The 10,871-nt window shown below is 68.0% G+C and carries 20 protein-coding genes and 2 pseudogenes; all 22 read left to right on the top strand.

Annotated features, from left to right (window positions below):
• Positions 1-243, top strand: a pseudogene (locus JF886_RS01200) (DUF3108 domain-containing protein); the annotation flags it as partial.
• Complete coding sequence (gene rpsQ, locus JF886_RS01195) at positions 240-518, top strand: 30S ribosomal protein S17 (RefSeq protein WP_337308777.1); 279 nt, start codon at positions 240-242, stop codon at positions 516-518. The pseudogene JF886_RS01200 and the gene rpsQ, both read left to right, overlap by 4 nt.
• Complete coding sequence (gene rplN, locus JF886_RS01190; RefSeq protein WP_337308774.1) at positions 519-887, top strand: 50S ribosomal protein L14; 369 nt, start codon at positions 519-521, stop codon at positions 885-887.
• 1 nt (position 888) lies between these two features.
• Positions 889-1,290, top strand: coding sequence for a 50S ribosomal protein L24 (gene rplX / locus JF886_RS01185; protein ID WP_337308772.1), 402 nt, complete (start codon positions 889-891; stop codon positions 1,288-1,290).
• Positions 1,290-1,862, top strand: coding sequence for a 50S ribosomal protein L5 (gene rplE / locus JF886_RS01180; RefSeq protein WP_337308770.1), 573 nt, complete (start codon positions 1,290-1,292; stop codon positions 1,860-1,862). Before rplX ends, rplE begins: the two co-directional genes overlap by 1 nt.
• A gap of 59 nt (positions 1,863-1,921) precedes the next feature.
• On the top strand, positions 1,922-2,107 hold the full coding sequence (locus tag JF886_RS01175) for a type Z 30S ribosomal protein S14 (protein ID WP_337308768.1): 186 nt from the start codon (positions 1,922-1,924) through the stop codon (positions 2,105-2,107).
• Between the two features lie 9 nt (positions 2,108-2,116).
• Positions 2,117-2,509, top strand: a complete 393-nt coding sequence (rpsH, locus tag JF886_RS01170; protein WP_337308766.1) for a 30S ribosomal protein S8 — start codon at positions 2,117-2,119, stop codon at positions 2,507-2,509.
• 5 nt (positions 2,510-2,514) lie between these two features.
• Positions 2,515-3,066 carry a 50S ribosomal protein L6 gene (rplF, locus tag JF886_RS01165; protein ID WP_337308764.1) on the top strand — a complete coding sequence of 184 codons (552 nt, stop codon included), beginning with the start codon at positions 2,515-2,517 and terminating at the stop codon, positions 3,064-3,066.
• Positions 3,067-3,068: 2 nt separating this feature from the next.
• The gene (gene rplR, locus JF886_RS01160) at positions 3,069-3,443 is read left to right on the top strand and encodes a 50S ribosomal protein L18 (RefSeq protein ID WP_337308762.1); all 375 of its coding nucleotides are present in this window, start codon (positions 3,069-3,071) and stop codon (positions 3,441-3,443) included.
• Positions 3,444-3,457: 14 nt separating this feature from the next.
• A complete protein-coding gene (gene rpsE / locus JF886_RS01155) occupies positions 3,458-4,018 on the top strand; it encodes a 30S ribosomal protein S5 (protein ID WP_502711377.1) in 561 nt (186 codons plus the stop codon).
• Complete coding sequence (rpmD, locus tag JF886_RS01150) at positions 4,015-4,254, top strand: 50S ribosomal protein L30 (RefSeq protein ID WP_337308758.1); 240 nt, start codon at positions 4,015-4,017, stop codon at positions 4,252-4,254. Before rpsE ends, rpmD begins: the two co-directional genes overlap by 4 nt.
• Positions 4,251-4,691, top strand: a pseudogene (gene rplO / locus JF886_RS01145) (50S ribosomal protein L15); the annotation flags it as partial. The gene rpmD and the pseudogene rplO, both read left to right, overlap by 4 nt.
• Before the next feature lie 140 nt (positions 4,692-4,831).
• The gene (secY, locus tag JF886_RS01140; RefSeq protein WP_337308757.1) at positions 4,832-6,175 is read left to right on the top strand and encodes a preprotein translocase subunit SecY; all 1,344 of its coding nucleotides are present in this window, start codon (positions 4,832-4,834) and stop codon (positions 6,173-6,175) included.
• The gene (locus JF886_RS01135; RefSeq protein ID WP_337308755.1) at positions 6,172-6,762 is read left to right on the top strand and encodes an adenylate kinase; all 591 of its coding nucleotides are present in this window, start codon (positions 6,172-6,174) and stop codon (positions 6,760-6,762) included. The genes secY and JF886_RS01135 overlap by 4 nt, the downstream gene beginning before the upstream one ends.
• Before the next feature lies 1 nt (position 6,763).
• The gene (gene map, locus JF886_RS01130) at positions 6,764-7,549 is read left to right on the top strand and encodes a type I methionyl aminopeptidase (protein ID WP_337308753.1); all 786 of its coding nucleotides are present in this window, start codon (positions 6,764-6,766) and stop codon (positions 7,547-7,549) included.
• A gap of 58 nt (positions 7,550-7,607) precedes the next feature.
• Positions 7,608-7,838, top strand: a complete 231-nt coding sequence (gene infA, locus JF886_RS01125) for a translation initiation factor IF-1 (RefSeq protein WP_337308783.1) — start codon at positions 7,608-7,610, stop codon at positions 7,836-7,838.
• A 48-nt stretch (positions 7,839-7,886) separates the two neighbouring features.
• Positions 7,887-8,003 carry a 50S ribosomal protein L36 gene (rpmJ, locus tag JF886_RS01120; RefSeq protein ID WP_337308751.1) on the top strand — a complete coding sequence of 39 codons (117 nt, stop codon included), beginning with the start codon at positions 7,887-7,889 and terminating at the stop codon, positions 8,001-8,003.
• Positions 8,004-8,012: 9 nt separating this feature from the next.
• Positions 8,013-8,393 carry a 30S ribosomal protein S13 gene (gene rpsM / locus JF886_RS01115; protein WP_337308749.1) on the top strand — a complete coding sequence of 127 codons (381 nt, stop codon included), beginning with the start codon at positions 8,013-8,015 and terminating at the stop codon, positions 8,391-8,393.
• 2 nt (positions 8,394-8,395) lie between these two features.
• Complete coding sequence (gene rpsK, locus JF886_RS01110) at positions 8,396-8,791, top strand: 30S ribosomal protein S11 (protein WP_337308747.1); 396 nt, start codon at positions 8,396-8,398, stop codon at positions 8,789-8,791.
• A gap of 9 nt (positions 8,792-8,800) precedes the next feature.
• A complete protein-coding gene (gene rpsD / locus JF886_RS01105) occupies positions 8,801-9,430 on the top strand; it encodes a 30S ribosomal protein S4 (RefSeq protein WP_337308745.1) in 630 nt (209 codons plus the stop codon).
• 95 nt (positions 9,431-9,525) lie between these two features.
• Positions 9,526-10,497 (top strand): DNA-directed RNA polymerase subunit alpha, encoded by a 972-nt coding sequence (locus tag JF886_RS01100; protein WP_337308743.1) that lies wholly within the window; start codon positions 9,526-9,528, stop codon positions 10,495-10,497.
• A gap of 12 nt (positions 10,498-10,509) precedes the next feature.
• Positions 10,510-10,863 (top strand): 50S ribosomal protein L17, encoded by a 354-nt coding sequence (gene rplQ / locus JF886_RS01095; protein WP_337308741.1) that lies wholly within the window; start codon positions 10,510-10,512, stop codon positions 10,861-10,863.
• Positions 10,864-10,871 lie beyond the last annotated feature (8 nt).

Below are 10,871 nucleotides of genomic sequence, written 5' to 3'. Positions count from 1 at the left end.
ACGGTCGCGCCGCCGCGCGCGCGCCGCGGGCGTGGGGCGAGTGCGGCGGCTGCCGCAACGGATGCTGCGCCGGCTGATGTCGCGGTGGCCGATGCGCCGGTGGAAGAGGTGATCAGCGACATCGACGTGGAACGCGTCGAGCCGGCAGCCCCCGCCAAGCGGCGTTCACGCAAGGCCGCCGCAGCGAGCACCGAGAACGAGAGCGCAGAAGCAACGGCCGACGCCGACGAGGACAAGGGATGAGCACGCAGCCACAGACAGCCGCAGTCCGGGCGCGCCGCAAGGTGCGTGAGGGTGTGGTGGTCAGCGACAAGATGGAGAAGACGCGCATCGTGCTCGTCCAGGAGCAGAAGCCGCACGCCCTCTACCACAAGGTGGTGCGCATCAACCGCCGTTTCAAGGTGCACGACGAGACCAACGAGAGCGGCGTTGGTGACCGCGTGCGCATCACCGAGACTCGTCCACTCTCCAAGGAGAAGCGGTGGCGCATCGCCACCGTTCTCGAAAAGGCCAAGTAAGTGATCCAGCAGGAGTCCGTCCTCAAGGTCGCGGACAACAGCGGCGCCCGTGAGCTGCTCTGCATCCGTGTGCTCGGAGGCAGCTACCGCAAGTACGCCTCGGTCGGTGACGTGATCATCGGCACGGTCAAGGTCGCCCAGCCCAACGCGCAGGTCAAGAAGGGCGACGTGGTGCGTGCCGTGGTGGTGCGCACCGTCAAGGAGTACCACCGCCCCGACGGCAGCAACATCCGCTTCGACGAGAACGCCGCCGTGCTGATCCAGCCCAACAACAGCCCCCGCGGGACGCGCATCTTCGGGCCGGTGGCCCGCGAGCTGCGCGAGCGCAACTTCATGAAGATCGTCAGCCTCGCCCCGGAGGTGCTCTGAGATGAGCGCGAAGACCGAGCGTCGCACGCGCATCGGCCTGCGCCATCGAGGCTGGGCCAAGGGCCGTGCGCGCCTGCTCGACATCCGCGCCGGCGACACCGTCGAGGTCATCGCCGGCAAGGACAAGGGCAAGCGCGGCACCGTGGTGCGCACCATCCCGTCCACCCAGCGCGTCGTCGTCGAAGGGATCAACCGCCTGAAGCGGCACACCAAGTCCGGTGTGGCCGGCAACATCCAGGGCGGCATCATCGACTTCAACGCGCCGATCGCCTACGGCAACGTGCTCTTGGTCTGCAACCGCTGCGACAAGCCGACGCGCATCTCGCGCGTCCTCCAGCCCGACGGCACGCTGCCGATCGTCTGCAAGAAGTGCGACGAGATCTATGTGAGGAACGAAGCCTGATGGCCACCGCCGTCGCCGACCAGCCCCGCCTCCGCCAGCGCTACCAGGACGAGGTCGTCCCGGCGCTGGTGCGCGACTTCCGCTACCGCAACGCCATGCAGGTGCCGCGCGTCGAGAAGATCGTCATCAACATCGGCCTTGGCGAGGCTATCCAGAACGGCCGCGCCATCGACGCCGCGACCAACGACCTCAAGACCATCACCGGCCAGGCGCCGATCGTGATCCGCGCCAGGAAGTCCGTGGCCGCGTTCAAGCTGCGCGAGGGCATGCCCATTGGGGTCAAGGTGACACTCCGCGGCCGGCGCATGTGGGAGTTCCTCGACAAGCTCCTCAGCGTGACCCTGCCGCGCATCCGCGACTTCCGTGGCATCGATCCCAAGGCGTTCGACGGGCACGGCAACTACACGCTGGGGCTGCGCGAGCAGCTTGTCTTCCCGGAGATCGACTTCGACAAGATCGACAAGCTGCGCGGGCTCGAGGTCTGCATCGTCACCACAGCACAGACAGACGACGAGGGCCGCGCCCTCCTGGCGGCCTGCGGGATGCCCTTCCGCAAGCCGGGACAGCAATAGTGATCGCAATGCCGCGTGCGTCCGGGGACACCTCCGGATACGGCGTGGAGAGGTAACCAGTGGCCAAGAAGTCGTTGATCGCCAAGGCCCTCCGTCCGGCGAAGTTCGGAGTCCAGCAGCACAACCGCTGCGGCGTCTGCGGGCGCCCGCGCGCGTTCATGCGCAAGTACGGAATGTGCCGCATCTGCTTTCGGGGCATGGCCTCGCAGGGGCAGATCCCCGGCGTCAAGAAGAGCAGCTGGTAGACGGCCATGATGAGTGACACCATCGCCGACATGCTCACCCGCATCCGCAATGCCAACGCGGCCAACCATCACACCGTGGCCATCCCTGCCTCGAAGATGAAGGTGGAGATCGCCAAGGTGTTGACCGCCGAAGGCTTTGTCGACAGCTTCGAGGTCGAGGGCGAGGCGCCGCAGCAGCTGCTCACGATCACCTTGAAGCCGCGCACCCCGCGGGGCCGCGCACTCTCCGGCCTGCGCCGGATTAGCCGCCCCGGGCTGCGCGTCTACGCCCGCAAGAGCGAGATCCCCCGCGTCCTCGGTGGCCTCGGCATCGCCATCATCTCCACCTCGCACGGTCTCATGACCGGCCAGGCGGCGCAGCGCGCCGGCCTCGGTGGCGAGGTGGTGGCGTACGTCTGGTAATCGCCATGTCTCGAATTGGAAAGATGCCCATCACCGTCCCGGGCGGCGTCGAGGTGACGCTGGCCGGCAGCCACATCACCGTGACCGGTTCGCGCGGAACGCTGGAGCGCAGCCTGCCGCCGTCGATGATCATCGAGGTCAACGGCGGGGTGATCAGCGTGCGCCGTCCCACCGAGACCACCACGCATCGCTCCTTGCACGGGCTGACCCGCACGCTGGTGGCCAACATGGTCGAGGGCGTCAGCCAGGGCTTCACGCGCCAACTCGACCTGGTCGGCGTCGGCTTCCGCGCCGCCAAGCAGGGCAGTGACCTGGTGCTCAGCCTCGGCTATTCGCACCCGATCCGCTACACGCCGCCCGACGGCGTCACCATCGACGTGCCGGCGCCGACGCAGATTACCGTGAGCGGCACCAACAAGGAGATCGTTGGCCAGGTGGCCGCCAAGATCCGCTCCTTCCGCAAGCCCGAGCCGTACAAGGGCAAGGGCGTGATGTACAGGGGCGAGGTGGTCCGGCGCAAGGCCGGCAAGTCCGGCAAGGCCGGGAAGGGCAAGTAGCCATGCACACCAAGTTCGATCGTCGCGCCGCCCGCGATCGGCGCCACCGCCGGGTGCGGAAGAGCGTGCATGGCGCCCCGGCACGCCCGCGGCTGGCGGTGTTCCGCAGCCTCAACCACATCACCGTCCAGCTCATCGACGACTCCGCCGGGCACACCCTCGCCGCCGCCTCAACGCACGACGCCGACATCCGCAAGGAGCTGGGCGGCAAGGGCAACGCGACCACGAGCGGCGCCGCGGTGGTCGGCCGGGTGATCGCCGAGCGCGCCCGCGGCCAGGGCGTCAGCGCGGTCGTCTTCGACCGCGGCGGTTACCTTTATCACGGTAGGGTCAAGGCCCTCGCCGACGCTGCCCGCGAAGCGGGACTGGAGTTCTAGGCATGGCCATGCGCATGGATCGGCGCGACGATCGCGCCAGCGACCTGCAGGAGAAGATCGTCTCCCTGAACCGCGTGGCCAAGGTGGTCAAAGGCGGACGCCGTTTCTCGTTCAGCGCGTTGGTGGTGGTGGGCGATGGCGCCGGCCGCGTCGGCGCCGGGCTGGGCAAGGCCGGCGAGGTGCCGGACGCCATCCGCAAGGGTGTCGACGACGCCAAGAAGCACATGATCACCGTGCCGATGGTGGGCACCACCATCCCGCACGAGGTGCACTACAAGCTCGGCGCGGCCAAGGTGCTGCTCAAGCCGGCGGTGCCGGGGACCGGCGTCATCAGTGGCAGCTCGATGCGCGCCGTGGTCGAGGCAGCCGGCATCCACGACATCCTCACCAAGTCGCTCGGCACCGACAACCCCATCAACGTGGTGCGCGCCACGATCGCGGCGCTGGCGAGCATGCGCACGCTCCGCGACGTCGCCGCGGCGCGCGGGCTCGATCCTGAGCGGATGGTGGGCCGCAAACGCGCTGCCGAAATGCTCGGCGAGGGTGCGCACACACCCGAGGTGGTGAGCGCATGAGCACGTTGCGGGTTACCTACCGCAAGAGCAAGATCGGCTACGCCAAGGACCAGAAAGCGACGCTGGCGGCTCTCGGGCTGCGCAAGCTGAACCACACCGTCGAGCACCAGAACACCTCGTCGATCCGTGGCATGGTGCACAAGGTGCGTCACCTGGTCAGCGTCGAGGGCATCCCCGCCGACACCCCCGAGGGGATGGCGGTTCTAGTGCGCGCCACAGCGGAGGCGGAGTCATGAGGCTGCACGAGCTGCATCCCGCACCCGGCAGCCGCAGAAAGCGTACCCGGGTCGGCCGCGGCATCTCCGCGGGCCGGGGCAAGACCTCCGGACGCGGCCAGAAGGGCCAGGGATCGCGCGAGAGCAACAGCGTCCCCAAGGGCTTCGAGGGCGGCCAGATGAAACAGTCGATGCGGCTGCCCAAGCTGCGCGGCTTCCACAACCGCTTCCGGCGTGAGTACCAGGTGGTCAACCTCAGCAAGCTGAACCGCTTCGACCGCGACGCCATCGTCGATGGTGCCGCCCTCGCCGCCGCCGGCCTGGTCACCGGGGCCGACGCGCCGGTGAAGCTGCTCGCCGCCGGGCGGGTCAAGGTGGCGGTTCACGTGCGCGTGCACCGCGCGTCGGCTGCGGCGCGCACCGCCGTCGAAGCGGCGGGGGGACGCGTCGACCTTCTCGAGGAGCCCAAGCCGCCACGCGCGGAGAAGTCGGAGTCCAAGCAGGACAACGCCGCCTCGCGCCGCAAGGCGCGCAACGCGGCCGCGGCCGATGACTCTGCAGAGGACACCGCGAGTGGCGCGCAGGAGGAGCCGCAGGCGTGAACCTGCTGCAGGCGCTTGGTCAGGCCATGCGCATCCCCGAGCTTCGCCGGAAGCTGGTGATCACCATCGGACTGGTGCTCGCGTTCCGCGTCCTCGCCAACGTGTCGATCCCGGGTGCGGACCCCAAGGCGCTGCAGGCACTGTTCAGCAGCAACTCGCTGCTGGGGCTCTTCAACCTCGTCGGTGGCGGTGGGCTGCAGCGCTTCACCATCGTCGCCGAGGGACTGAATCCCTACATCAACGCCACCATCATCATGCAGCTGATGACCGTTGTCTCGGTCCGGCTCAAGGAGCTCAGCAAAGAGGGCGAGCAGGGCCGCAAGAAGATCACGCGGTACACGCGCTGGCTCACCGTGCCGCTCGCCGCTCTGCAGGGCTGGGGCTTCCTGGCGCTGTTCACCAACCCCAACGCGGTGACCATCAACGGCGTCCCCCAGGCGATCATCCCCAACGCCACCACCACCCAGGAGATTGGCATCGTGCTGACGCTGGTGGCGGGCACGATCATCGCCATGTGGCTCGGGGAGTTGATCACCGAGTACGGCGTTGGCAACGGAGTGTCGCTGATCATCTTCACCGGCATCATCGCCCGCTTGATCCCGTCGATTGGCGACTACAGCACTACCGGCGGCACCCACGTCATCCAGATCATCGGTGTCGCGGTCATCGCTTTGGTGGTAACCGCGGGGATCATCGGCGTGCAGCAGGCGCAGCGAAAAGTGCCTGTGCAGTCTGCCCAGCGGGTGCTCAATCCGCGCACCGGGGCGGCCTCCCAGGGACGGCGCAACTTCCTGCCGCTGCGCATCAACACCGCCGGTGTGATCCCGATCATCTTCGCGTTGTCGATCATGTTCTTCCCGACCATCTTTGCCAACCTGTTCGCCAGCGCCGGCGGCTTCCTCGGCAGCGCGTCGGCGTGGATCACCGCCAACTGGCAACCGAACGGGCCCAAGTGGTACATCAACGTGCTCTACAACGGGCTGTACTTCCTACTCATCCTCGGCTTCACGTACTTCTACACCGCGGTCGTCTTCGACCCCAACGACGTCGCCGACAACCTCAAGAAACAATCGACGTTCATCCCCGGCATCCGCCCTGGCCGAAGTACCGCGGAGTACCTGGGCCGCGTGATGGGTCGCATCACGCTGGCGGGCGCCCTCTTCCTGGCGATCATCACGGTCATCCTGCCGTTGTTCACCGCGTTCGCGACGCGAGCTGATCCGACCAGCCTGTACCTGGGGGGCACGGCGATACTCATCGTGGTCGGCGTGGCGCTCGACACCATGAAGCAGATCGAGACGCAGCTGCTGATGCGCCAGTACAAGGGCTTCATCAGGTGATCACCATCCTCTTTGGCCCTCCCGGCAGCGGCAAGGGCACGCAGGCCCAGGTCATCAGCAAGCGCTTCGGGCTGCCCCACGTCAGCACCGGGCAGATGCTCCGCGACGAGGTTGGCGCCGGCTCCGAGGTCGGCCGCGAGGCGGAGCCGATCATGAAGAGCGGCGGGCTGATCTCCGATGACCTGATGGTGCGCATCATCGAGCACCGGCTGGGCCAGCCCGACGCCCAGCACGGCGTGCTCCTCGACGGCTTCCCGCGCACGGTGCCACAGGCCCACGAGCTGGACGAGATGCTCGAGCGCACCGGGCGTGAGATCGGAGTGGTGCTCTTCTTCGACGTCCCCGAGGAGGAGTTGAAGAAGCGCATCGAGCGCCGCTCCGAGATCGACCACCGCGCCGACGACACCCCCGAGGCGTACGTCCAGCGGAGGCGCGAGTACGAGGAGAAGTCGGCGCCGGTGATCGGCTACTACGAGGACCGTGGCACGCGGATCGAGTACGTCAACGGCAACGCGCCCATCGACACGGTCACCGAGTCGATCCTCACCATCTTCGGTGGCCAGCTGCCCGCGCGCGGGGTGGCCTGAGGTGGCCAACCGCGTGGAGGCCTTCCGCCTCAAGCGACCCGAGGAGATCGAGAAGATGCGCGTCTCAGGGAAGATCCTCGGGGAGTGCCTCGCCCACCTCGCCGATGAGGTGCGCCCGGGCATCACCACGCTCGACCTCGATCGCGAGGCGGACACCTTCATCCGCGACCACGGCTGCATCCCCGGGTTCCTCGGCTACCAGGACTACCCCAACTCGCTCTGCGTCTCGGTCAATGACGAGGTGGTCCATGGGATCCCCGGTCCGCGCGTGATCGAGGACGGTGACCTGGTGTCGCTCGACTGCGGCCTGATCCTCGACGGGTGGTGGGCCGACAGCGGGCTCTCGGTGGCCTGCGGAGAGGCCAGCCCGGAGGTGTCCCGGCTCATCGAGGTGACCCGGGAGTCGCTGGAGCGCGGGATTGCCGCCGCCCGCCCCGGTAATACCATCGGCGACATCGGCCACGCCGTGCAGACCTACGCCGAGGCGGAGGGCTACGCGCTGGTTCGCGAGTACGTCGGCCACGGCATCGGCCGCAATATGCACGAGCCTCCGCAGGTGCCCAACCACGGCCAGCCCGGCACCGGCAACGTGATCAAGCCCGGCTATGTGCTCGCCATCGAGCCGATGGTCAACGTCGGCGGCCCCCAGGTCCGCGTTCTGCGCGACGGCTGGACCGTGGTGACCGTGGACGGCAAGCTTTCTTGCTACTTCGAGCACACCGTCGCGGTCACTGAGGATGGGCCGGAGGTGCTGACCCTGCGGCCCAGCCACGCGGTGGTCGGCTGATTTGCCGTGCCAACAGGCCATTCCGTATACTCGTCGGTTGCGGCTGCCGTTCAGCCCGATTCCGCACGCCTCCCCCAGCGGCGTGGCTGAGCCCCTGATCGGGAGGGTCATAGAGCCCCTTCCGGACTCGCTCTACCGGGTCGAGCTGGACGACGGCCACAGGGTTCTCTGCCATCCGGCCGGCAAGGCGCGCCTCCAGGCGGTGCGCATCCTCCCGGGAGACAGGGTCCAGGTTGAGCTCAGCGCCGCCGACCCCGGTCGGGGACGCATCCTCCAACGGCTTGCATAGCCACGGCAACGACAGACCCACGACAGACGAAAGGACAGCGGAGCAGCGATGAAGGTCAGGGCCTCGGTCAAGAAGATGTGTGACCACTGCAAGGTCATCAAACGGCACGGGGCTGTCCGGGTCATCTGTGACGCCAATCCAAAGCACAAGCAGCGACAGGGGTAGACGAGAGAAGTGGCACGCATCGCCGGCGTCGACATCCCGCGTGAGAAGCGGATCGAGGTCGCGCTCACCTACATCTTCGGCATCGGACCGACCACGGCCCGGCGCCTGCTGACGCTTGCCCAGGTGTCGCCCGACATCCGCACCCGCGATCTCACCGACGCCCAGGTGGGCAAGCTGCGCGACCTGATCGCCAAGCAACTCCAGGGCCGGGTCGAGGGTGACCTGCGCCGGCAGATCGCGCTCAACATCAAGCGGCTCATGGAGATCGGCACCTATCGCGGCCTGCGCCACCGCCGCGGCCTGCCGGTGCGCGGCCAGCGCACCCGCACCAACGCGCGGACTCGGCGCGGACCCAAGAAGACCGTCGGCGTGCGGCGCAAGAAGAAGTAGAGATGGCCAAGAAGAAGAAGGTCGTCCGCACCCGGCGCCGCGAGCGCAAGAACGTGGCCGTCGGGCACGCCCACGTGCTGGCCACTTTCAACAACACCATCGTCAGCCTCACCGATCCATCGGGCAACGTGCTCGCCTGGGGCTCGGCCGGCGGCCAGGGCTTCAAGGGCTCGCGCAAGAGCACGCCGTTCGCCGCCCAGATCACAGCCGAGAGCACCGCGCGGCGGGCCATGGAGCACGGCCTCAAGAGCATCGAGATCTTCGTCAAGGGACCGGGGGCGGGCCGCGAGGCCGCCATCCGCAGCCTGCAGGCGTCCGGGCTCGAGGTCACCGCCATCACCGACGTCACCCCAATCCCGCACAACGGCTGCCGCCCTCCCAAGCGGCGCCGGGTCTAGGACTACAGCATGGCCAATCAGGCAGGACCCGTCTGCCGCCTCTGCCGCCGCGAGGGCACCAAGCTCTTCCTCAAGGGCAACAAGTGCCTGACCAACTGCACCTTCGACAAGCGCAACGCGTTGCTTCCCGGCCAGCACGGCCTGGCGCGCCGCCGCAAGACCAGTGACTACGGCATCCAGCTGCGCGCCAAGCAGCGCGCCCGCCGTCAGTACGGCGTGCTCGAGGCCCAGTTCCGCACCTACTTCGACCGCGCCGACCGGAGCACCGGGGTGACCGGCACCGTGCTGCTCCAGCAGCTCGAGCGGCGCATCGACAACGTCGTCTACCGGCTCGGCCTGGCCGCGTCGCGCCGCGAAGCGCGCCAGCTCGTCTCACACCGCCACTTCCAGCTCAACGGCCGCACCATCAACGTGGCCTCGGCCCAGGTTCGTCCCGGCGACGTCGTCGAGGTGCGTGAGCGCAGCCGCAAGCTGCCTCCCATCGTCAACGCCCGCGAGCTGCTCGCTGGCCGCACCGTTCCCGACTGGCTGACCCTGGATTCGGGAGCGCTGCGCGGCACCGTGGTGCGCCTTCCCGAGCGCCACGAAATGGAGCAGACCATCGATGAGCAGCTGGTCGTGGAGTTTTACTCGCGATGACGAGTGGAACCCTGGTCCTTGAAATCCCCGATTCTGGTAACCCATTGGCGGCGCTGACCGGCGACGCCAGCACCCTGTGAGGCATTCCGCTCCCTATGGTTGACACGATCGCCGCCCCCGCCGTCCGCGAAGTCGAAAGCAGCACCGATTACGGCAAGTTCGAGATCGAGCCGCTCGAGCCCGGTTTCGGAACCACGCTCGGCAACTCGCTCCGTCGCGTCCTGCTCTCGTCGCTCAACGGCGCCGCCATCACGTCGGTGTCGATCGACGGCGTCGCCCACGAGTTCTCCGCGATCCCCAACATCAAGGAGGACGTCACCGAGATCCTCCTCAACATCAAGGAGATCAACGTGGTCTCGCACAGCGACGAGCCGGTGCGGATCACGCTCGACGTGCGCGGTCCCAAGGAGGTCACCGCCGGTGACATCCAGACCAGCAGCGACGTCGAGATCCGCAATCCCGACGTGCACATCTGCACGCTCGACGGCCCCAAGTCGCACCTGCGCATGGACCTCACCGTGGAGCGCGGCAAGGGTTACGTCACCGCCGAGCGGAACAAGCGCGAGGGCCAGCCGATCGGGGTCATCCCCATCGACGCCATCTTCACCCCGGTGCGTCGCGCCAACTTCACCATCGAGAAGACCCGCGTCGGCCAGGAGACCGAGTGGGACAAGCTCGTGGTCGAGGTCTGGACGGACAGCACGCTGAGCCCCGTCGACGCGGTGAGCCAGGCCGCCGCTCTGTTCACGCAGCACCTCGACCTCTTCGTGCGCTTCGGCGACAACCTGGCGGTGCCCCCGCAGAGCCAGAAGCGCGGCAACGACCTGCCCAGCCGGCTCGCCGATACCCCTATCGAGGACCTCGAGCTCAGCGTGCGCGCGCTCAACTGCCTCAAGGCCAACGACGTGACCAAGGTGGGCCAGCTCGTGGCGATGCGCCAGGAGGACCTGCTCACCCTGCGCAACTTCGGCCAGAAATCGCTCGACGAGATCCGCGAGAAGCTGGTGGAGCGGCAGATGGTCACCCCCGAGGAGCTCGAGACCCTCTTCCAGCCCGGCGGCCGGTAGGAGAGAGACCCAGTGCGTCACCGCCGCGCCGGACGGAAGTTCGGCCGCACCGCCGCGCATCGCCAGGCGATGACCCGCAACCAGGTCACCTCGTTGCTGCGCCACGGGCGGATCCAGACGACAGAGGCGCGCGCCAAGGAGCTGCGCCGCTGGGTGGAGCGGGTGATCACCACCGCCAAGCCGGACGACCTGCACGCGCGGCGCCAGGTGGCCCTGTACGTCACCGACCGCGAGGTGAGCGCGCGCCTCTTCACCACGCTGGTGCCGCGCTTCAAGGATCGTCCCGGCGGCTACACGCGGATCATCCACGTCGGCCCGCGCCCCGGTGACGCCGCCCCGCTGGCGATCATCGAGCTGGTCGACTGAGGCGGTGA

The organism is Candidatus Aeolococcus gillhamiae, assembly GCF_016464765.1.
Taxonomy (GTDB): Bacteria; Chloroflexota; Dormibacteria; order Aeolococcales; family Aeolococcaceae; genus Aeolococcus; species Aeolococcus gillhamiae.
Note: the sequence above shows the minus strand (reverse complement) of the source record. Positions and strands in the feature narration are given on the sequence as shown.

Excerpts from the sequence above, each read along its gene's own strand:
- rpmD (WP_337308758.1), top strand. The coding sequence starts at position 4,015 with ATGAGCACGTTGCGGGTTACCTACCGCAAGAGCAAGATCGGCTACGCC.
- rpsK (WP_337308747.1), top strand. The coding sequence starts at position 8,396 with ATGGCCAAGAAGAAGAAGGTCGTCCGCACCCGGCGCCGCGAGCGCAAG.
- rplR (WP_337308762.1), top strand. The coding sequence starts at position 3,069 with ATGCACACCAAGTTCGATCGTCGCGCCGCCCGCGATCGGCGCCACCGC.
- rpsE (WP_502711377.1), top strand. The coding sequence starts at position 3,458 with ATGGATCGGCGCGACGATCGCGCCAGCGACCTGCAGGAGAAGATCGTC.
- rplX (WP_337308772.1), top strand. The coding sequence starts at position 889 with ATGAGCGCGAAGACCGAGCGTCGCACGCGCATCGGCCTGCGCCATCGA.
- rpsH (WP_337308766.1), top strand. The coding sequence starts at position 2,117 with ATGAGTGACACCATCGCCGACATGCTCACCCGCATCCGCAATGCCAAC.
- rplF (WP_337308764.1), top strand. The coding sequence starts at position 2,515 with ATGTCTCGAATTGGAAAGATGCCCATCACCGTCCCGGGCGGCGTCGAG.
- rplE (WP_337308770.1), top strand. The coding sequence starts at position 1,290 with ATGGCCACCGCCGTCGCCGACCAGCCCCGCCTCCGCCAGCGCTACCAG.
- rpsQ (WP_337308777.1), top strand. The coding sequence starts at position 240 with ATGAGCACGCAGCCACAGACAGCCGCAGTCCGGGCGCGCCGCAAGGTG.
- JF886_RS01100 (WP_337308743.1), top strand. The coding sequence starts at position 9,526 with ATGGTTGACACGATCGCCGCCCCCGCCGTCCGCGAAGTCGAAAGCAGC.
- rpsD (WP_337308745.1), top strand. The coding sequence starts at position 8,801 with ATGGCCAATCAGGCAGGACCCGTCTGCCGCCTCTGCCGCCGCGAGGGC.
- rpmJ (WP_337308751.1), top strand. The coding sequence starts at position 7,887 with ATGAAGGTCAGGGCCTCGGTCAAGAAGATGTGTGACCACTGCAAGGTC.